This is a genomic window from Pseudoalteromonas sp. APC 3355 (assembly GCF_030407615.1).
Classification (GTDB): Bacteria; Pseudomonadota; Gammaproteobacteria; order Enterobacterales; family Alteromonadaceae; genus Pseudoalteromonas; species Pseudoalteromonas distincta.
In genome coordinates, this window is record NZ_JASDDB010000019.1 from 27306 (window position 1) to 48276 (window position 20971).

Below are 20971 nucleotides of genomic sequence, written 5' to 3' on the forward strand. Positions count from 1 at the left end.
ATTTTTAGCATTCTTGTTGTGTAAGCATTTTTTATTACACATAAACAGCATTTAGGATTTATCAGTGGCAAAACAAATTCAGGCAGTTCGCGGTATGAACGATTGTCTGCCGGGCGATACACAAGTTTGGCAGAAAGTAGAAAGCATTTTACGCGAGACAGTAGCATCGTTCGGTTATCAAGAAATTCGTTTTCCTATTGTAGAATCAACCGACTTATTTAAACGCTCTATTGGTGAAGTTACCGATATAGTAGAAAAAGAAATGTACACCTTTGCCGATCGCAATGGCGACTTATTAACACTTCGCCCAGAAGGCACCGCAGTATGCGTACGTGCTGGCAACCAAAATGGCTTACTATATAACCAAGAACAACGCCTTTGGTACATGGGTCCAATGTTTCGTCACGAACGTCCGCAAAAAGGTCGTTACCGTCAGTTTCACCAATTTGGTTTAGAAACATTTGGTATTGCCACAGCCGACATAGACGCAGAAGTTATTTTATTAACAGCGCAACTATGGGAAGCCTTTGGTATTACTGACCACGTTCGTTTAGAGCTAAATTCTTTAGGCTCTAACGAAGCGCGTGCAGATTACCGTGATGCGTTAGTAGCCTACCTTGAGCAACACATTGATGTGCTTGATGAAGACTCAAAACGTCGTATGTATTCAAACCCATTACGCGTACTTGATAGCAAAAACCCAGACGTACAAGCAATTTTAACTGATGCGCCTAAATTGTCTGAAAACTTAGACGCTGAATCAAAAGAACATTTTGAAAATTTATGTGAACGTTTAGACGCTGCTGGCGTCTCATATACGGTTAATGAAAAGTTAGTACGTGGTTTAGACTACTACAACCGTACCGTATTTGAATGGGTAACCGACAGCTTAGGCGCACAAGGCACAGTATGTGCTGGTGGTCGTTACGACGGCTTAGTTGAACAGCTTGGCGGCAAAGCAACGCCAGCAGTTGGTTTTGCAATGGGTCTAGAGCGCTTAGTGTTATTACTACAAGCGCTTGAGTGTGTAGGTGACATTCGTCGTAATGCTGATGTATATTTAGCAGCAATGGGCGACAAAGCAAGCATTCAAGCTCCTGCAATTGCAGCGCAACTACGTAAAGACGTACCGGGTTTACGCGTTATGGTGCATGCGGGCGGCGGCAACTTTAAAAAACAATTAAAACGTGCTGATAAAAGCGATGCACTTGTTGCAGTGATTATTGGTGAAGATGAATTAGAAAAAGGCGTTGTGACCATCAAGTATTTACGCGAGCGTAAAGAACAAGTCACATTAGAATTAGAACAAGCTAAAGCGCTATTAGCTGAGCTTATTAACGGCTAAGCGAACATTAGAGGTAAGAATGGATATTTATTCAACAGAAGAACAACAAGCAGAAGCCATTAAACGCTTTTTCCGTGAAAACGGCATTTCACTTGCACTAGGCATACTTGTTGGCCTTGGTGGCTTATATGGCTGGAAAGCATATAACCAAAACCAAATTACTACCGCTGAAAAAGCATCAGATTCATATACAGCGCTTGTTGAAAGTGATGATGTATTATCTTCAGCTGATGCGTTTATTAGCGAAAATAAAGATACAAACTACGCAACACTTGCTGCATTTGTTGCTGCAAAAGACGCTGTAGAAGCAAAAAAATTAGATGTAGCAAGCGAAAAGCTAAGCTGGATAGTGTCTAATACTGAAAATACAGAATTAAAAGCAATTGCGATTACACGTTTAGCGCGAATTCAAATTGCACAAACTAACTATGACGATGCATTAACTACATTAAATGCACCATTACCTGAAGCATTCAATGCAAACGTTGCCGAGCTTAAAGGCGACATTTACACACAGCAAGGTAACAAAGATCAAGCACGTACTGCATACCAAGCAGCAATAGATGCGGGTGGATTAACAAGTAACCCACTATTACAAATTAAGTTAGATGACCTAGCAGTAACTAGCCCAGCGGCATAAGGTTTTAGGCATGAAAAAATTTACAACAGCAGCCCTTGCCCTATGTATGGCAACACTGATGGGTTGTTCATCAAGTGATGATGAAGATGAACTAGTACTTCCTGAAATTGTAAACCAATTTGAAACTGACGTTGTTTGGCAAGAATCTGTAGGTGATGGCGTAGAGCATTACTTTTCTCGTTTAACACCAGCTGTTTACAAAGATACTGTATATGTTGCTAGCCGCGAAGGCCAAGTAGAAGCGCTTTCGCTTACTAACGGCGATACCAAGTGGGAAACCGATGTACGCCAAGATTTATCGTTTTGGCCATGGGCTGACAACGGTAATGCAAAATTATCAGGTGGTATTTTGCAAGCCTATGGTAAAATTTATATAGGTTCTGAACACGGCTTTATTATTGCCCTAGATCGCGAAACCGGTGAAGAAGTTTGGCGTAAGAATGTACCAGGCGAATCACTGTCTAAACCAACAGCAGGCGATGGCTTAATATTTGTAAATTTAGGCTCTGGTAAATTGTTAGCCCTTCACCCAGATACAGGCGAAGAACGTTGGAGTTTTGAACAAGAAGTTCCACCACTAACATTACGCGGACAAAGCTCGCCAACTGTTGCTAACGGTGGTGTATTAGTAGGCCTTGAAACAGGCAAGCTAAGCGTTTTAATTTCAGACAGTGGTTACTCAGCATGGAGCGCAGAAATTGCGGTTGCTAAAGGCGCATCAGAATTTGAACGCCTAGTTGACGTAGACACTCAACCACTTATTAGCGGTGCATATGCTTACGCTATAGCTTACAACGGCAACTTAGCTGCTGTAGATATTCGCTCTGGCAACGTAGTGTGGAAACGTGAGTACAGCAGCTATCGCGAAATTGCGATGGATGCACAAACAATTTATTTAGTAGATAGCGATGGTGTTATTTACGCATTAGATAAAAATTCAGGTATTGAACGTTGGAGCCAACCCGCTCTACGTGGTTGGTACCTAACAGGCCCTGCAGTTGCAGGTAGCCACTTAGCTTTAGGCGACCAAGAAGGTAACCTACATTGGCTAAATAAAGAAACTGGCGAGCTAGTATCTCGCGAAGACTTTGACAGCTCAGGCTTTTTTGTTGAGCCAGTTGTTGCCGACGATAAGCTAATTTTATACACCCGTGATGGTGAAGTTAGTATGGTAAAAATACCAAACTAACTGACTGCTATTAGTATAACCTGCTAATAGTTAATTGTTTTTTGTAAGGCTTCGCACTGCGAAGCCTTTTGTTGTTTTTTAAAGAGGTAGTTTATGCTTCCCGTGATCGCTCTAGTTGGGCGACCCAATGTGGGCAAGTCCACATTATTTAACCGTTTAACACGTACTCGTGATGCACTCGTAGCCGATTTTCCAGGTTTAACACGAGATAGAAAATATGGCCAAGCTAGTTACGATGGCTATGAATTTATCGTGGTAGACACGGGCGGTATTGATGGCTCAGAAGAAGGCATCGAAATCGAAATGGCAGATCAATCTCTGCTAGCCATTGAAGAAGCCGACATTGTTCTGTTTTTAGTAGATGCTCGTGTAGGTATGACCGTAGCTGACCAAGCCATTGCTAATCACTTACGTAAACAAGAGAAAAAGTGCTTTGTTGTTGCCAATAAAACCGACGGCATTGATGCAGATTCAAACTGTGCTGAATTTTACCAATTATCATTAGGTGAAATACATCACATTGCAGCTGCACATGGCCGTGGTATTACCCTATTACTTGAACAAACACTTCAGCCGCTTATTGCTGAACTAGCTGCTCAAGATGAAGAAGTAACAGGTGATGACGAAGAATTAATCGACCTTTACGAAGAAGGCGAAGGTGATGATACCGATCATCAAGCGTTTGCAGACAAACCTGTAAAGCTTGCTATTATTGGTCGCCCTAACGTTGGTAAGTCAACACTTACAAACCGTATATTGGGTGAAGATCGTGTAATTGTATATGATATGCCAGGTACAACGCGCGATTCTATTTATATTCCAATGACGCGTAACGACAAAGAGTATGTGTTAATTGACACCGCAGGTGTTCGTAAGCGTAAAAAAGTAAGTGACGTAGTTGAAAAGTTCTCAGTAATTAAAACATTACAAGCAATCGAAGATTGTAACGTGGTTTTACTTGTTGTGGATGCGCGCGATGGTATTTCTGATCAAGACTTAAGCTTATTAGGTTTTGCGCTTAACTCAGGTCGTTCGCTGGTTATTGCCGTTAATAAATGGGATGGCCTTGACGACTACGTTAAAGATCGTATTAAAACAGAGCTTGATCGCCGTTTAGGCTTTATTGACTTTGCACGCTTACACTTTATATCTGCACTTCATGGTACAGGTGTTGGTCATTTATTTGAATCGGTTGATGAAGCGTACGAGTCAGCAACTAAGCGTATTAGCACCGCAATGCTTCGCCGTATTATGGATATGGCTCAAGCCGATCACCAGCCGCCACTTGTTCGTGGTCGTCGTGTTAAGCTTAAATATGCGCATGCCGGTGGTTATAACCCGCCACGTATTGTAATTCATGGTAACCAAGTTCACGATTTACCAGATAGCTACAAACGCTACCTGATGAACTATTACCGTAAAGCACTTAAAATTATGGGCACCCCAATCAAAATTGAATTTAGAGAAGGTGATAACCCATTTGCAGGGCGTACTAACAAAGTAACGCTTTCGCAAAAACGTAAAATACGTGCATTTGCAAAAGAAAACCGTAATAAATAAACTGCATAAGCGTTAATCTATTACAAAAAAACGGCGTACTTTTTAGTACGCCGTTTTTTATTACTGAAAATTAAGTAATGCTAATTGCACCAGCCGTTCAACTGTGGTGTCTTGAACATTTTTAGGCGCTTTGGGGTAATACTTTGATTTTGGAGGCTTAATAGTTATAAACCCATGATTGGTCGCCATTTCGTGGGCTAACAGCTTACGCTCTCGGGGGGTTAAATGGTTTTCGTGTATTTTTGCCAGCTCGCCGCTATCAAGCCATATGCCTGCACAACCTGGGCATTCGTCTATTTCAACCACTTTGAGCGGCGAAAAATACCGGCGCATCATCACAATACTTGGGCATTTAGGGCAATTTACTCGCGATGAGACTTCGCCCTCACCTTCTGTATAATTACTCAAATACTTAAGTAATACCTGACCATGCTTTAGCTCTGGCGAGCTAAATTTAAAAATTTGGCTGTTATCAAAAAATACGCCGCCTTGCGCTGACGTAAAAACAGTAATGCCGCCAACAAGTAAAGGTTCAAGAGAGGTATTTGTACGTGGGCATAACATTCTAAAAATCCTTTTTATTTTAATACTTAACTTACACTACTTTACTCAAGTGCTTTATGAATAAGCCCAACAAGCGGCCCCGGCAATGTAATATTACCTGCAAGTACAAACTCATGGGCTTCATCTGACATTTTTTGCCATGTACGGCGAATAATACCAATCCATTTTTCTTCATTGTAATCTGGTTTTGCATTGGCAAACCCAAGCATATAATGCTCAATAAATACAAGGCTTGCTACATCTTCTACTAATTGGCTGTCTGGGTTACGTTTAATATTTTTTTTAGCGACCGCATCGTACACTCGGTTTTGCTCAGCCTCGCTGTAACCAGCTTGCTTCATGAGCGCAACCACGCTGCTAGCATGAAATATATAAAGTGCACTGCGCCACTGATGATAGCCCTGTTTGTTCATTTCAAAATCACTACGTGGCGACTTCCAGCGCTGAATATGCTGTGCACGCACTGCAATTTGCATGAGTTCATCGGCATCTGGTTTAAAACGAGTTAACATTTCGCTCATGCGCAAGGCGTATAAACTTTCTTTTGGAAAGCTTTGTCCATTGTGCTGCTCAGTATTAGGGTCTTGGTTATTTGCTTCATCAATTAAGGTAATTACTTTATTAAACATGACGGTCATTTTTTATAATAAGTTTTAATCATTCTAAACGCTGATAAAACAATAAACTAGTACGCCAATCAGTTACGCAGTGAAATTTGTTCAATCAAAAAGTAAAACCAAGAGTTACAAGCTATAAAAGTAAGCGCATTGATTAAGTTAACTTGGTACTATATTGAGCACAAATTAAAATAAAAAAGCGCGATAAATAATAACAAACTCGCCAATAACGGATGACTATGTTTAAAAAAAGTATTCTAGCTATATGCTTAGCGGTTGTATCGCTACCAAGCTTAGCCGACAGTAACACTGAATTAAAAACCATTATTGATAACCACTGGCAAAACGCCAAAGCTGAAAAAATATTTTTTCGTACCGACCCAGACGGCTGGAAGCCAAACGGTACTTTGCCAAATTGGAGCGAGCAAGCCATTGCAAAGCGCCAAGCTTATAACAACAGCGTGCTAAAAAGCTTAGCCAGCATTGACCCAAAAACGCTCAACAACGAGCAGCTAATGAACTACCGCTTATTTAAATATGAGCGAGAAACCGAGCAGCAAAGCTACCTTTATCAAGATAAGTATTTTCCGGTTAATTTTTTAAGTGGCTGGCATACTTATTTTGCCGAAGCCCCCGCTAATATGGCATTTTTAACACCCGACGATTACAACGCATTTTTAATCAGCCTTGCCGACTACCCGCGCTTTAATCAGCAAAATATTGATTTAATGAAAGAGGGTATAAAAACAGGCTTTACTCATTACTGCAAAACCTTTGAAAATTACAGCCAAAGCATTAGCGCGTATATTGTTAAACAACCTGAAAACAGTGCCCTTTACGAGCCCTTTACACGTATACCAAACACGTTTACAGCAGAGCAAAAAGCCACATACCAAAATAAAGCAAAGGCCTTAATCAGCTCAAAAGTAGTCCCTGCTTATCAGCATTTTTACGACTTTTTTGAAAACGATTACATGCCTAACTGTAGAGCCCAGCCGGGTATTGCAAGCATTAAAGGCGGGCTTGAGTATTACAAATATGCAGTTAATTATTACACCACAACCAATGCCACACCAAAGCAAATACATGAGCTTGGCTTAAAAGAAGTGGCGCGTATAAAAACGCAAATGCAAAACATTATTGATGAAGTAGGTTTTGATGGCACATACAGCGATTTTTTAGAATTTTTAGCGACCGATGAGCAATTTTACGCAACAGACGCGCAAGACCTGCTAGAAAAAACCGCTTTTATAACGCAAAAAATGTATGGCAAGTTACCAACCTACTTTAATCATTTACCGCGTAATACCTTTACTATTAAAGGCTCAGCGAGTCGCGGCGCGTTTTATATGCCACCTGCTGATAACCGTTCCCCCGGCACTTATTTTTTAGCCTCAACACCTAAACTACAGCCTTTGTATAATTTAGAAGCACTTAGCTTACATGAGGCAATACCAGGGCATCATTTACAAAACGCTATTGCTATGGAGTTAAATGTACCCGAATTTAGACGCACACTTAGTCACTCTGCATTTGGCGAAGGTTGGGCACTTTACACCGAACGCTTAGGTAAAGAAGCGGGTTTTTATCAAAGCCCTTACAGCGATTTTGGCCGTTTAGGTTACGAAATGTGGCGAGCAGTGAGACTTGTTGTTGATACCGGTATTCATGCCTTTGGTTGGAGCCGCCAAAAAGCAATCGATTACCTAGCAAGCCACACTGCTTTGCCACAAAGTGCGGTGGAGGATCAAATAGATCGTTATATATCATGGCCAGGCCAAGCGCTTTCGTACAAAATGGGCGAAATAAAAATACGCGAACTGCGCGCAAAAGCCGAAAAAGAACTAGGCGCTAAATTTGACATACGCAGCTTTCACGACACAGTTATTGGCCAAGGTTCACTCCCTATGGAAGTACTTGAAGACGTAATAAACGATTGGATAGCAAAACAAAAATCGGCTATTTAAACATTAAAGGAGGCGGTCTTTACCGCCCCCTTTTTAAAACTCTCTTAAACACCTCAAAACTAATCCCTACCCGCTTTTGCTTCGTAAAGTTAATGATTACAAAAACCTGAGCAAACCTATGAGCAAACGCATTTTATATTGGCTACAAAACGATTTACGTCTAACCGACAACCCTATTTTAAGCGAACTTGCTACTGAGCAATGCGCGCTTGATATTGTATTTGTTATAAACCCGCACTGGTTTAAAAATAATAACTATCAACAAAAGCCATATGGCGTGCACAAACAGCAGTTTTTAATGCAAAGCTTGTACGAACTACAACAAGCACTTATTGAGCGCGGGCAAACCCTGCATGTGCTTGAAGGCGAACCTGTATCGCTTTTGAAAGCGCGTATTAATGAGCAAAATATAGATAAAGTTGTATACAGCGAGCAATTTGGCCTGTACGAGCAACGCCAAATAAACTTACTCAAAGCACATTGCCCCAATGTACAGTTTACAGGGTCGCAGCAAGACACGCTCTTTAAGCAAAGTGACCTCCTCTTTGATTTAAGCGAATTACCTAAACACTTTACCCCGTTTCGTAAAAAGGTAGAGGCCGCCACTAGCCCCATTTCACTTTCAACATTACCAAACGGTTTGCTCCCTCAACCAATAACCTTGTGCGCTAAAAAACCTTTAGAACGTATAGCAAATAATGGTGTAATGCATGGCGGGTTTAAAAGTGCGCAAATACACTTAGAGCAATACTTTTCAGGCTTGCTGCCAAGTACTTATAAAATAACTCGAAACGAGCTTGATGGCTTTAATAACACCACAAAATTTAGTACCTGGCTTGCTTTTGGGTGTGTAAGTGCGCGGCAAGTTTATAAAGCAGTTGAGGCGTACGAATATAACCAAATAACAAACGAGTCTACCTACTGGATTAAATTTGAATTGCTATGGCGAGAATATTTTAAATGGCATGCACTTAAGGCAGGTAAAAGCCTGTTTAATTTTAAAGGCCAAAAGCAAACCAAACCCCTTACTACATTTATACCAAACCGATTTGCTGCATGGTGTAATGGCGCTTCACCCTACCCATTAGTCAATGCCATTATGAATGAGCTTAATGCTACGGGTTATATATCAAATAGAGCAAGGCAAATTGCAGCAAGCTGCTTAGTGAACGAGCTTGGCCTTGATTGGCGCTATGGGGCAGCTTATTTTGAACAGCAACTGATTGATTACGATGTAGCCACTAATTGGGGTAATTGGCAATATATAGCGGGTGTAGGCGTAGATCCGCGTGGTGGTAGGCACTTTAATATTGAAAAACAAACGTTACAGTTTGACCCGCACGCTGTTTACACTAATAAATGGCAAGGTAATAAAAATGCAAGTACACAACTCGATAACTTAAACGAAGTTGATTGGCCAATTTAAGCCGCCAATCAACTTTTACAAAGTAACGTTTAAAACAGCTCAGCAATGCCTATATTAATAGCGTAACCACCCAAGGTTAAAAACAAAAATAAACAGCCTGCTAATAACAGCGGTTTTATACCGGCTTGGCGAATAGCGCCAACATGTGTGCGCAGCCCAAGTGCGACCATGGCAATGGTGAGTAATATATTATCAAACCAAACAACTGCGCTTGTAGCCACTTGAGGAATAATAGAGAGTGAATGCACACCACTTGCCACAATAAATAACACAGCAAACCAAGGGATTGTAATACCCGCTTTTTGCTTGCCGCCATGCACGTTATTGTTTGTTTTAGCATGCTTTTTACTTTGCCAAAACGATAAGCCCACTAAAAATGGCGCAAGCATCATCACCCTTAGCATTTTTTCTATAACGGCGGTATCTGCAGCATTGGCGCTTACTGCTGTTCCCGCTGCAACCACTTGCGCTACTTCATGAATAGTTGAGCCTACAAAAATACCGTAAGCGTGTTCACTCAGCCCCATGTAATCAAACATAATTGGGTAGGCGAACATGCTTAACGTGCCAAACACCACCACCGTTGCCACCGCTACCGATACTTTATGCGCCTGCGCTTTTATTACAGGCTCAGTTGCCATAACCGCAGCGGCACCACAAATAGAACTACCCGCGCCAATTAATATGGTTGTTTGTTCATCAAGCTTAAATACGCGCTTACCTAGCTGCACTGCCAAAATAAATGTTCCTAACAGCATTACAACATCGGTTAATAAGCCTTCCCAGCCTACGCCCGCTACTTGCGCAAAGGTAATTCTAAACCCAAACAACACAACCCCCGCTTTAAGCAATATACTTTTAGCGTAATCAACACCTATATCGGTTTGCGTAGCAATACGCGAAAACACACTGTTACCCACAATAATGCCAAGCACTATACCAATAGTTAAAGAGCTAAATTGCGCACTTTGCATTATGGGTAACTTACTTAATGCAACAGATGCCCCCGCCAAAACAACCACCAGCAGCATACCTAGCCACCAGCGCGCATCGCCGTATTGCTTAGTATTAATACCCAAATTTTTAATAGCGCTAAGCATAATATTCTCTCAATTGAACAACGTTAAACTGTTGACTTCATTTTAAGAAAGCGCAAAATATAACTCCAATACATTAAAATCATGATTTGATAACTTAAAGTTATGTAATTTGAGAGACACAATGAACTTGCATGCACTTAGGGTGTTTTATACGGTAGCAAAGCTTGGCAGTTTTTCAGGCGCAGCCGAGGCGCTTTTTATAAGCCAACCCGCTGTATCTAAAGCGCTAAAAGAGCTTGAGCACCAATTAAATATTCAACTTATAGAGCGTGCATCTAAAGGCAAAAAACTTACCTTAAGCGAGGGCGGCCAAGCCTTGTATGATCATGCACGTAGCATTTTTGCCATTGAAAAAGCCGCCATTGAAGATATTAAATCACGCACAGGGCTTAAGCGCGGCACACTCGTTATAGGCACCAGTACAACCATTGCCAGCTATTGGCTGCCTCCCTATTTAGCCAATTTTTGCGCACAATACCCCCATATAAAAGTAGAAGTACAAGTTGCTAATACCGCGCAAATTGAGCTTGCCTTACTGGAATGCACTATCGATTTAGCACTGGTTGAAGGCACACCCACCGAGCCGCATATTATAAGTAAGCACTGGCAAAACGATTTGATGAGTGTTGTTATACCGAGTAACTTTAAGCCCACGAAAGACCTAAAAGCATGGTTAAACAAACAGTTTTGGCTACTGCGCGAGCCGGGCTCGGGCACTTTAGAAATGTCGGTAAAGTTATTAGCCCAACATGGTGTAATAGCAGAGCGCAGTATGCAATTGGGCAGCAATGAAGCCATAGCAAGGGCTGTTGCTCAAGGTATGGGGGTCGCTTTATTGCCAAATGTAGTTACTGAGGATTTAGTGCAGCTAGGCAAATTAACACGCCTGAGCCAAAAAAATAACGAGCAGCTTTCTCGGCCACTTTATCAACTGCATTATAAAGACAGACCGTCTTCACACGCTGCGCAAGCGTTCGAAAAAAGCCTGTTTAGTGAATAATGCTCGCAATCTGTAAGTAGTAAGGCACCAGTAGCAAATTTACATAAAGTTTAATCTTTGAAGTCAAAATTTGAGCCCTTTAGTCTTTCTAATGCCTATTAGCTAAGTTAAAACTCACTTGTGTTACGTGATACACCTTTCATGCTTTACTATTAAATTAAAATAATTTTTAAACATGTGTTCAGAGCTGGTATCCCTTAAATCCACATCAAAATAGTAGCCGTCTTCTAAAACTTTCAAACTCTCTAAATCATTGCAAATGCGCTCAAGAATCACATGTTTATATTTTGGAGTTATATTTTTGATTTCATCCAGAGTGAGCCCTTCGGCATCAAAATTCACAACAACTCTTAAACTGGTACCTGAATAACCATGCCTTACAAAACTAATTCGGCTATCAATGGATGAAAAAAAGGTGCTGAAGTGATTTTTATCTTCCTCGTATTTCCATTGAGAAGCATCCCCCCAAATCAACACAAAAATAGCACCAAAAACAGCTGCAGCTACATACAATTTGTTGGCATTTATCATAAACCACAATTGAACTTTTTCAGTTCGCATTAATTTCATAAGTCACATAACTTTTATGTAAAAGACTAAATCAGTCGGATAAAATAAAAGACTAATAATCAAAACCAAAGTCTTGCTCATTCACATGTGTAGGTAATATAACTAGAGTTAAGAAAAATACCTTGATGCAACACCAATGCCGATAAGTAAAATAATTAATAAAACCCAATACCTTTTTGAACCATCTAAATTTTCACCGCAGACTGGGCAAGATGATGACGCGATTGGAGTCCCGTTAATATTTGTCGTTTTAACAATTGGGGAGGTAATTCCTGATTTACACTTTTTGCACTTCATAAATATCCATATTAATTATAAATAAAATCGCGGGTTGATGCTCACAAAACGCTTACCTAATTGACGTTAAATGACAGGCTATAATTAGCAACAAATCACAGAAAACCAACCTTTATACATCCTTTTAATTGAATTGCCATAACATAAGAATAGACCTTACAAACCCTGAGTTAAGTCTTGCGCTAACGTACCCGTTGGCTTTTCAATTACGCGTACCAACTCTTTGCCATTTTGTTTAACAATAAACGTTGGTGTGTATTGTAAGTCGTGAGCCTGTGCAATGCCTGCATCGTCTTGCTTGTTGTAACCTACGGCCACGTAGTCAATACTGGCCAATGTAACTTTAGATTCATCTAGCAACTTAATAAGCTTTGGCACTTCGCGCTCACTGTCGTGGCACCACGTTCCAAATAACACAATAACTTCTTTGCCTTCTAGCTTTTGCATTAATGAAATGTCTTGTGCTGTTGGTGTATACGCCTTGTATTGCTCGTTAAATTTATCGTAGTCGCTTAGCAGTGCTTGCGTACTTATCTCGCCCGAAAATGGCGCTGTAGCAGCGCAGCTTATAAGCGGCATACTTAAAGCGCACAATAAAATTAATTGTTTAAACATAAGGTTGCTCTTAATTTAGGTATTAATTTAGGTATTAATTTAGGTATTAAACGACTATACCCAATATTGAGTGTGGAGTGAACAACTCAAAACAGTTACTTTTTATCCATAAAAAAGTTAACTTGCGATAAGTTAGTTAAATATTCTCGCCTTACGTTTTTATTCTCAGCTAGCTTGTCTAAATCACCAATTAGGGTAACTAACTTATTATGAGAGTGGCTGCTTGTTTTTTTAAACTCGTCTTGTTTTTCGTCACTCTCAACACGCTCTTTTTTATTCATGTTGTAGCTGTTTTCGTTTTCTTCAAGCCAAATATCGTCAATTAAGCGAATGTTGCTTTTACTAACGGTTTGTTCTTGCATCGCCATTTGCAGCTCGTATTGATTGGTTTGCGGATTAAACTCAAACATTTTTGTATCAACATCAACCTCGTGAGACTGATCAAGCCCCACAAGTTCTTTATTTTTAACCGCAGTACCTACGTTATAACTCTCTTCTTTGTCGTAATAATCAGGGCGACTGTATTGATAATCAAAGTGGCTACTTACATTTTTACTTTGCGTTACACCGCTAATCTCCCCTAATTGGCTTTGCTCTGTCGCTTGGCTTAGCTCAATTGTACTTTTAGGCTGATAATCGCCGTTATCAAGCGCATAAGAAAATGTAGCATCAAAATCAGCGAGCTTAGAAATACCCGCTCCTAATGTATTTGGCGCCTTATTACCAAGCCCTTGGTAACGGGCATCGTTTGTAATCATGTTATCAACCAAATCGGCAACCATGGCGCGCCCGTCATTAAAGTGCTGTTCTGCAAGTGACTCCAAATTGCTATAACGCTCAGCCGCCGCCGACATACTCGCAAAAGCGCCTTTAAACAATGCAAAACCTTGCTGCATTGCCTCGTCGCCTTTGCGCCCAAATGCCGACTCTTTATCGTCTTTGGTGCTGTTTACTCGGCTATCTTCTAGGCTTTGATCGAGCGACGCTAAATACCGCTGCATTTGCTGCGTGTCTTTAGCGCCAATGGTTGACATATCGAGTGCAAAATCAATGTCGTTTTGCCCACCTACGGCTTTAAACACAAGTGCTTGCTGGTTTGATGCTTCATCAATGGAATAACTTAAATCAAGTGTGTTCTGGGCAGTATCAAGCGCATCATTTTGCGTTGTCGAAAACGACACATTAAAACCGGCTAACTGTTCACTATTAAAGTCCGCTAAAAAATCTAAACTCATGTCTGTTTGGTTTGGCACTATAAGAGGGTTGAATGAATTTTCACTCACTTTAAAAAACTCATCGGCCATTTCACCAACACCCGCAATAACCTGCGTTAGAGCCGTATGTTCAGCCTCTGATAAATTGCCATTAACTTCGTAACTTATGCCAAAGCCATCTATCGCTTCACCTGTTTCTTCGTCATAACCTTGCGATGAGTTAAAGGTAATGTTTATAACATCACCCTCTTTAGTTTTTACCGAGAGCTCAAACAGGTAGTTATCGTCATCCTCGTATTTTGCGCGATTAAGGCTTTCCATATATGGATTAAGCGAGCGCTCTACACGTTGCTGGCTTGAGGCTAAAAACGTTTTTTGTTCATGCCCAAGCTGACCTAAACTCGATAAAATATCGCTGGTATTAGCATAAGCACCCTGAATATTTTTAACCGACGTATTTAATCGCTCAATTAATTGGGTGCTGTTTTCGTTTTTTAATAACCCCTCATGCTGAGAGCTTGTTACGGTGCGCAGGGCGAGTTCTTCATCGGAGAGTTTATAGTTAAACGTGCTTGAAATAGTAAATAACGAGGTAAGTTGATGCTTTAAAACGTCCTCTACATTTTGATTACTGGCTAGTGCTTCATTAAGAGTTTCATTATTTAACTGGCTTAATAACCCATCGGTTATTTTTGACTCGTTAGTTTGTAAATCATTAATAGCTTGAAGGTCGCTACCGGTTAGTAGCGAAGGACTCACAGGGTTTTGGTTAGCGTTATTAACTGATTGGGCAAGTAAAGTGCTTAAATTAGCGTGGCTGCCAAGTGCATTATTAACCATGATTATCCTTAATCGCTAAACCCTATTAAGTAACTTATCGGACGCACCATTAAAAGCTTTAGCTTAAGGAGGCATTTTTACCTATTATTTATACAAACAACCCATTAATAAATTAAATAAGCATAAATCTAAATCGAATAAGCGTAGGTCGGATAAGCGCAACGCCATCCGACAATTCACTATTCTATTCGCTTAACACTTCCATCTGTTTCTTTAATTCTTTTTACTAAAAAGTCGACCGCCGCTTTTACCTTTGGTACTAAATAGCGCTGCTTTTGATACAACAAATAAACCGCCATAGTCGCATTTTGGCTTATCGCTAATTCATGCTCAAACTTAAGCTCTTGCAACTGGCCAGACTCAAGGTATGAGTCGAGCGCCCACCGAGTTGACATTAAAATGCCCTCGCCATTACATGCTTTTTTAGCTAGCCACGAGCCGTTATTTGAAATAGCGACCGCAGGCCCAGAAACGTCGTGCCATTGCTCATCCATTTTACATAACCACGGCGTTGGCCCCGCTGGCGTTTTAAAATAAAGGCCACTGTGGCCCTTTAATTCCATAACATTAGTAGGCACACCGTATTTTTGTAGGTAGCAGGGTGACGCGACAGGAATAAAGCCGTTATCCATTAGTTTTATTGCCAACACGCGCTCATTTGGCGCATAACCACCGCGAATCGCAATATCAACATCGTCACGCCCGAGTGTCGACAGCTCATCACTTAAGCTAACATCTAATATAATTTCGGGGTATAGCGCGCTAAATTCATCAAGCAGAGGCAGTAATATTTTGTCACCAAAACTCACCATTGAGCTTATGCATAATCGCCCCATTGGTGTTGTTTGATAACTGCGTACAGTTTCGTGGCTTTGCTCTAGCTGATTTAATATTTGCTGAACATCGTTATAGTAAATTTGCCCAACTTCGGTCAATTTAACTATGCGGGTCGAACGCTTTAAAAGCGTAGCCCCCAGGCTTTTTTCTAAATCAGCAACTCGCCTCGACAACGACGAAGGCGGCACACCAAAAGCTTTGGCGGCTTTGGTAAAACTGCCCGTTTCAACCACCTTAATAAAATACCGTATGGCTTTTAGTTGATCCAAGTCGCCTCTCCATTAAATAAAATGCTTTATTGTCTTAAAGACAAAAGTGATTCGCATTTTCCCCTATATATAAGCAAATTAAAACAAGTAATAATGTACTCAACCTAAAGACAGGGACTTAAATTGCATTTTTTGGCAATTAGTATCTTCACGTTAATAATGGAAAGCTGACTTATGATTACTTTGCACGGTTTTGCTGCTAGTAACTATTACAACCTAGTTAAACATGTACTTTTACACAAACAACTGCCATTTAAAGAACACCTTGTTTACGGCGGTAGTGAAGAGTTACTAGCAATCAGCCCTGCAGGCAAAGTGCCTGCAATCACAACAGCTAATGGCCTTAATATTTCTGAGTCGAGTGTTATTTGCGACTTTATTGAAGAGTCGTACCCACAAACCCCGCTATATCCTGCAGATGCAGGTGAGCGCGCAGTTGTACGTCAAATTATGAAAATGGCAGAGCTTTATTTTGAACTGCCAAGCAGGCGGTTTATCCCTTATGTATTTTCAGGCGCTGAAGTAACCGACACAACTAAAGCCGAAGTACGCCAAGTATTAACGCGTGGTGTAACCGCTTTGAGTAGCGTGTGTAAGTTTTCACCTTGGATTGCAGGCGAGCAATTCACAATGGCAGACATTTACGTTTATTACGTAAACACCATAGTTAGCGCATTTGGCTCAAGCCAGCTTGATTGGGATGTACTAGCACAAGTACCCGGCATGAAAGAGTGGAACGAATCAATGAGCCAATTAGCCATTGCCCAAAGCATAGAGGCCGATCGGCAATCAAATATGGCTGAATTTATGCAAAAAGTGAAAGCGCAAATTCAAGCAGCAAACGCCAAATAACGCGTAGCTATAAAAGTATCTATTCTAATTTTTAATTACTAATACAGATCGCCAATACAATAACGTAATTGGCTTAACAAATTTAATTCTTTGCAGGAAAAACCTATGACAAATAAAAATATCCAACTTACTTCAACTATCAGCGAAGACAATAAACTTACACTTGCCTTAAAAAACATCGAGATGCCAAAGCCAAATGCCGATGAAGTGGTTATTCGCATTGAAGCTGCACCATTAAACCCATCAGACTTAGGCGTTTTATTCAGCGCAGCTGATATGTCTACTGCAAAGCAATCGGGTACTGATGAAGACCCAGTAATTACTGCCGATGTTCCAGCTCAATTTATGCCATCACTTAAAACCCGTGTTGGAAAAGCAACGCCCGTAGGTAATGAAGGCGCAGGCACCGTAGTGGCAGCAGGCTCATCACCAGCCGCACAAGCATTAATGGGTAAAACCGTTGCAGTAATTGGCGGCGGTACGTATCGTCAATTTATATGTGCCAATGTACAAAGTTGCCTAGAGCTAAAAGAAGGGACTACTGCTAAAGAAGGTGCATCATCTTTTGTTAACCCACTTACCGCACTTGCAATGGTAGAAACCATGCGCGCTGAAGGCCATAAAGCCATTATTCACGCCGCTGCAGCTTCTAACCTTGGCCAAATGCTAAACCGTATTTGTATTGCCGATGGCGTTGATTTAATTAATATTGTTCGTAAACCAGAACAAGAAAAGTTACTGCGCGATATGGGTGCAAAATATATTGTTAACTCAAGCAGCGACACTTTTCTTGCTGACCTAACAGCTGCAATAATCGAAACAGGTGCAACTATAGCGTTTGACCCTATTGGTGGCGGCCAACTAACAAGTGACATTCTTAACTGTATGGAAGTTGCAGCTGCGCGCGATATGAAAGAGCACACAATTTATGGCTCTGATACATTTAAACAAGTGTATATTTATGGTGCACTAGACCGCGGCCCTATTACGTTAAACCGTAACTTTGGCTTTGCTTGGGCTGTAAACGGGTTCTTGTTATTTAATGCCTTAGGTAAATTAGGCACAGATACAGTAATGAAAATGCGCAAACGCGTTGCTGATGAAATCACCACTACATTTGCGAGTAACTACACGCATGAAGTGTCATTAGCTGAGGTATTACATTTACAGTCAATCGCGGCTTATTCTAAACAAGCCACCGGCGAAAAGTACTTAATTAAACCTCAAGCTTAATTAAATATTCTTCGTTAAAAATTAAAAAGCAGATGCTAATTAGGTATCTGCTTTTTTACGTTTAAATATACGCACTCTACTATTGCTAGGTTTGCAGTTAACGCGTCCTTAAAGCTGTCATAAAACCATCACAAAAACGTAATTTACTGAATGTTTACACATTGTTTGCACCTTTTATTCTTATAGTTTATCCACTTTAATAAAATAATAAGCGTGCCTACATGAATATAAAACCTTTTATATTTTATTCAGTTATTGCCTCTACTACATTATTGTATGGCTGCGGCGGTGCTGAGCAAACTACCGACACTAGCACAGAGCAAAGTACTGATTCATCATCAACAATCACGTCAACTGGCTTAGTTATAAATGAAATTGTCGCAAGCCCAAGTGATACCTCCTACGATTGGATTGAGCTATATGCCACTGAAGATATAGCCGATTTGTCGGTATTTTCACTTGTTGATGATAACGCCGACAGAGAGCCTCAAGCATTACCCGCAGTAGCGCTTTCGCAAGGAGAGTTTATTGTTATTCAAGCTATTGATGAAACCGACACACCGCCCGATAACGGTTATTACGTTACCTTTAAACTAGGTAGCGACGACGCTGTTACGCTTTATGAAAATGGCACTGTGGTGTCTGTACTTGATTGGGAAGAAGGCGAAGCCGCTGAAGGTTTTAGCTACGGTTTATACACCGATGGCACCGGCACCGCGCAAACATTAACACCAACACAGGGCGCAGCTAACCAAACAGCCGACACCTCAACACTTGTTACCACTCTAATTGCTGAAGATGCCCCACTGCGTATAAACGAAGTAGTAGCAAAAGACAGCAGCGGCGGCGAGGACTGGATAGAGCTTTATGTAACAAGCAGTAGCGATGTTTATTTAGCTGACTACACACTAAGTGATGACAATAACGAGCAATTTGCCCTACCCGACATTACTTTAGCGCCCGGTGAGTTTTATCGCATTTACGCCAGCACCGATGATTTAGGCGACCTCCCAAGCGTAGCGTTTAAATTAGGCTCAAGCGATACCGTAAGCCTTTACAGTAACAATGTAATTATAGAGCAGTTATCGTGGAAAAAAGGCCAAGCCTTGAGTGGTTACAGCTATGGCCGCTACCCAGATGGCAGCGATGCAACAGCGGTATTAACTCCAACAGAGCTTAGTCAAAATAGCAAAGCAACTCACGGACCACTCGTTATTAACGAAGTGGTGGCAAGCGCCGCAGACGATGGTAACGACTGGTTTGAGCTATACAATAACAGCGAAAATACTATTAACTTAGCCAACTACCAAGTTATTGATGAAAGCGACGACATAGACCCAGTAACCCTGCCCGATATAGATTTATACGCAGGCCAATACATTACTATTTATGCCACCGATGAAGATCCAGGCACTTACTACGTACCCTTTAAACTAGGTAAAGAAGACGAGTTAAGCTTAATACTCAACGATGAAGTAATTGACTACATTGATTGGGACGAAAGCGATGTAGCCACAGGCTTTAGTTACGGCCTAAGTAACAGCACCGACTTTACTCATGCGTTTTTAACCCCTACTCCAAGTAGCGAGAATACCGTTGCAACCGCATTTACACCCACAGCTGTTAATACGCTTTCGATTACAATTACCGACGAAAACTGGCAAGACATTCTAGATAACCCACTTGATGAGGAATATCACGAAACTGCTATTACTTTTAATGGAGTAACACTCGATAGCGTGGCTATTCGCACTAAAGGCGGCTCAAGCTTAAGCAGTGTTGCCAACTCTAGCAGTGACCGATACAGCTTTAAGGTCGATATTAACGAATACGTGTCGGGCCAAAAGTTTTTTGGGCTAAAAAAATTCACACTGCAAAACTCGTTTAACGACCCGTCGTACATGCGTGAAGTAATTGCCTACGACCTAATGGATGAAATGGGCGTACCAACGCCTGAGCATGCTTACGTTAACTTTTATGTAAACGGCGAACTATTTGGTTTGTACTTAATGGTAGAAGCCATAGATGGTGAGTTTTTAGAAAAACACTTTGCCAACAGTAACGGCGATTTATACAAGCCAGATGGCACAGGCAGCGATTTATTATGGCTAGGTGACGACATACAAAGCTACACCGACATAAACTTACAAACTAACGAAGACACCACCGATAACGGCGCATTTATTAACTTTGTAGAATCGCTCGATGACGGCGAAACCAGCGCCATAGAGGTAGATACACTTTTACGATATATGTCGGTTAGCACTTCGCTTTCTAATTTAGATAGCTACCACGGTACGCTTGCTCATAACTATTATATTTACGATGACGATGGCGTATTTAGCATTTTGCCATGGGATTTTAACGAGTCATTTGGCACCTTTAACATGAATTGTAATGGTGTAGATGTAAGAGAGCTCTACATTGATGAGCCAGTAAGCGGCGCATTAAATGAGCGCCCGTTAATCGCTAATGTATTTGCCGAGCAAAGCAACCTTGATGTTTACCACAGTTACTTAACGCAACTTATTAATGGCTCACTTTCAAGCGACACATTTAGCGCCCGCGTAAATGAAATAGCCGACTTAATCCGTGAGCACGTACAAAACGACCCCACTAGTTTTTACGGCTCAGATTACTTTGAGCAAAACCTAACCTCTACTACGGGGCAGTTTTACGGTTTAACGTCGTTTATGCAGTACCGCGTAGCAAATATGACCGCGCAGCTTGATGGCACATTGCCTTCAGCCGGCGACGGCAGCGGCTTTTGCTCTAGATAAACAACCCATCCTTCATGCAGTGCCAGCACGCTGGCACTGCACTCTGTAACTTTGCA

The 20971-nt window shown here is 41.1% G+C and carries 17 protein-coding genes; 10 read left to right on the forward strand and 7 right to left on the reverse strand.

What is annotated here, in order from left to right; translation table 11 throughout:
• Positions 1-64: 64 nt before the first annotated feature.
• The 4 genes from hisS (at position 65) to der (ending at position 4734) form a co-directional block, all read left to right on the forward strand.
• Positions 65-1345: a histidine--tRNA ligase gene (gene hisS / locus QMA08_RS18820; RefSeq protein ID WP_008168943.1), complete on the forward strand. Its 1281-nt coding sequence runs from the start codon at positions 65-67 to the stop codon at positions 1343-1345.
• 19 nt (positions 1346-1364) lie between these two features.
• Complete coding sequence (locus QMA08_RS18825; RefSeq protein ID WP_002961300.1) at positions 1365-1985, forward strand: tetratricopeptide repeat protein; 621 nt, start codon at positions 1365-1367, stop codon at positions 1983-1985.
• Positions 1986-1995: 10 nt separating this feature from the next.
• The gene (gene bamB / locus QMA08_RS18830) at positions 1996-3174 is read left to right on the forward strand and encodes an outer membrane protein assembly factor BamB (protein WP_290175219.1); all 1179 of its coding nucleotides are present in this window, start codon (positions 1996-1998) and stop codon (positions 3172-3174) included.
• A gap of 93 nt (positions 3175-3267) precedes the next feature.
• Positions 3268-4734, forward strand: a complete 1467-nt coding sequence (der, locus tag QMA08_RS18835; protein WP_024597862.1) for a ribosome biogenesis GTPase Der — start codon at positions 3268-3270, stop codon at positions 4732-4734.
• Between the two features lie 60 nt (positions 4735-4794).
• On the opposite strand, the gene QMA08_RS18840 is transcribed toward der, so the two are convergent.
• Together QMA08_RS18840 and QMA08_RS18845 are read right to left on the reverse strand one after the other, a co-directional pair.
• Positions 4795-5298, reverse strand: a complete 504-nt coding sequence (locus tag QMA08_RS18840) for a zf-TFIIB domain-containing protein (protein WP_182673018.1) — start codon at positions 5296-5298, stop codon at positions 4795-4797.
• A gap of 41 nt (positions 5299-5339) precedes the next feature.
• Entirely contained in the window at positions 5340-5927 is a 588-nt protein-coding gene (locus QMA08_RS18845; RefSeq protein WP_138490219.1) for a DUF4202 domain-containing protein, read from the reverse strand.
• Between the two features lie 227 nt (positions 5928-6154).
• Here QMA08_RS18845 and QMA08_RS18850 point away from each other — a divergent pair, with 227 nt between their 5' ends.
• Complete coding sequence (locus tag QMA08_RS18850; RefSeq protein WP_290175220.1) at positions 6155-7882, forward strand: DUF885 domain-containing protein; 1728 nt, start codon at positions 6155-6157, stop codon at positions 7880-7882.
• Between the two features lie 118 nt (positions 7883-8000).
• On the forward strand, positions 8001-9308 hold the full coding sequence (locus tag QMA08_RS18855; RefSeq protein ID WP_290175221.1) for a DASH family cryptochrome: 1308 nt from the start codon (positions 8001-8003) through the stop codon (positions 9306-9308).
• Positions 9309-9337: 29 nt separating this feature from the next.
• Here the strand turns inward: QMA08_RS18855 and QMA08_RS18860 are convergent, their stop codons facing one another.
• The gene (locus QMA08_RS18860) at positions 9338-10408 is read right to left on the reverse strand and encodes a YeiH family protein (RefSeq protein WP_290175222.1); all 1071 of its coding nucleotides are present in this window, start codon (positions 10406-10408) and stop codon (positions 9338-9340) included.
• Positions 10409-10529: 121 nt separating this feature from the next.
• Between QMA08_RS18860 and QMA08_RS18865 the strand changes: the two genes are divergently transcribed.
• The gene (locus QMA08_RS18865) at positions 10530-11408 is read left to right on the forward strand and encodes a LysR substrate-binding domain-containing protein (RefSeq protein WP_290175223.1); all 879 of its coding nucleotides are present in this window, start codon (positions 10530-10532) and stop codon (positions 11406-11408) included.
• Positions 11409-11531: 123 nt separating this feature from the next.
• On the opposite strand, the gene QMA08_RS18870 is transcribed toward QMA08_RS18865, so the two are convergent.
• The 4 genes from QMA08_RS18870 to QMA08_RS18885 form a co-directional block, all read right to left on the reverse strand.
• Positions 11532-11978 carry a hypothetical protein gene (locus QMA08_RS18870; RefSeq protein WP_290175224.1) on the reverse strand — a complete coding sequence of 149 codons (447 nt, stop codon included), beginning with the start codon at positions 11976-11978 and terminating at the stop codon, positions 11532-11534.
• A gap of 453 nt (positions 11979-12431) precedes the next feature.
• The gene (locus tag QMA08_RS18875; protein WP_290175225.1) at positions 12432-12890 is read right to left on the reverse strand and encodes a thioredoxin family protein; all 459 of its coding nucleotides are present in this window, start codon (positions 12888-12890) and stop codon (positions 12432-12434) included.
• Positions 12891-12985: 95 nt separating this feature from the next.
• Complete coding sequence (locus QMA08_RS18880; protein WP_290175226.1) at positions 12986-14944, reverse strand: hypothetical protein; 1959 nt, start codon at positions 14942-14944, stop codon at positions 12986-12988.
• Positions 14945-15123: 179 nt separating this feature from the next.
• A complete protein-coding gene (locus tag QMA08_RS18885; protein WP_290175227.1) occupies positions 15124-16050 on the reverse strand; it encodes a LysR family transcriptional regulator in 927 nt (308 codons plus the stop codon).
• A gap of 174 nt (positions 16051-16224) precedes the next feature.
• On the opposite strand from QMA08_RS18885, the gene QMA08_RS18890 reads away from it, so the two are divergent.
• The 3 genes from QMA08_RS18890 (at position 16225) to QMA08_RS18900 (ending at position 20915) form a co-directional block, all read left to right on the forward strand.
• A complete protein-coding gene (locus tag QMA08_RS18890) occupies positions 16225-16902 on the forward strand; it encodes a glutathione S-transferase family protein (RefSeq protein ID WP_290175228.1) in 678 nt (225 codons plus the stop codon).
• 105 nt (positions 16903-17007) lie between these two features.
• The gene (locus QMA08_RS18895; protein ID WP_290175229.1) at positions 17008-18135 is read left to right on the forward strand and encodes a zinc-binding dehydrogenase; all 1128 of its coding nucleotides are present in this window, start codon (positions 17008-17010) and stop codon (positions 18133-18135) included.
• Between the two features lie 221 nt (positions 18136-18356).
• Entirely contained in the window at positions 18357-20915 is a 2559-nt protein-coding gene (locus QMA08_RS18900; RefSeq protein WP_290175230.1) for a CotH kinase family protein, read from the forward strand.
• Positions 20916-20971: the final 56 nt, after the last annotated feature.

Excerpts from the sequence above, each read along its gene's own strand:
- QMA08_RS18865 (WP_290175223.1), top strand. The coding sequence starts at position 10,530 with ATGAACTTGCATGCACTTAGGGTGTTTTATACGGTAGCAAAGCTTGGC.
- QMA08_RS18845 (WP_138490219.1), bottom strand. The coding sequence starts at position 5,927 with ATGTTTAATAAAGTAATTACCTTAATTGATGAAGCAAATAACCAAGAC.
- QMA08_RS18850 (WP_290175220.1), top strand. The coding sequence starts at position 6,155 with ATGTTTAAAAAAAGTATTCTAGCTATATGCTTAGCGGTTGTATCGCTA.
- QMA08_RS18825 (WP_002961300.1), top strand. The coding sequence starts at position 1,365 with ATGGATATTTATTCAACAGAAGAACAACAAGCAGAAGCCATTAAACGC.
- QMA08_RS18840 (WP_182673018.1), bottom strand. The coding sequence starts at position 5,298 with ATGTTATGCCCACGTACAAATACCTCTCTTGAACCTTTACTTGTTGGC.
- QMA08_RS18900 (WP_290175230.1), top strand. The coding sequence starts at position 18,357 with ATGAATATAAAACCTTTTATATTTTATTCAGTTATTGCCTCTACTACA.
- QMA08_RS18855 (WP_290175221.1), top strand. The coding sequence starts at position 8,001 with ATGAGCAAACGCATTTTATATTGGCTACAAAACGATTTACGTCTAACC.
- QMA08_RS18875 (WP_290175225.1), bottom strand. The coding sequence starts at position 12,890 with ATGTTTAAACAATTAATTTTATTGTGCGCTTTAAGTATGCCGCTTATA.
- QMA08_RS18890 (WP_290175228.1), top strand. The coding sequence starts at position 16,225 with ATGATTACTTTGCACGGTTTTGCTGCTAGTAACTATTACAACCTAGTT.
- QMA08_RS18870 (WP_290175224.1), bottom strand. The coding sequence starts at position 11,978 with ATGAAATTAATGCGAACTGAAAAAGTTCAATTGTGGTTTATGATAAAT.
- bamB (WP_290175219.1), top strand. The coding sequence starts at position 1,996 with ATGAAAAAATTTACAACAGCAGCCCTTGCCCTATGTATGGCAACACTG.
- der (WP_024597862.1), top strand. The coding sequence starts at position 3,268 with ATGCTTCCCGTGATCGCTCTAGTTGGGCGACCCAATGTGGGCAAGTCC.
- QMA08_RS18860 (WP_290175222.1), bottom strand. The coding sequence starts at position 10,408 with ATGCTTAGCGCTATTAAAAATTTGGGTATTAATACTAAGCAATACGGC.
- QMA08_RS18895 (WP_290175229.1), top strand. The coding sequence starts at position 17,008 with ATGACAAATAAAAATATCCAACTTACTTCAACTATCAGCGAAGACAAT.
- QMA08_RS18880 (WP_290175226.1), bottom strand. The coding sequence starts at position 14,944 with ATGGTTAATAATGCACTTGGCAGCCACGCTAATTTAAGCACTTTACTT.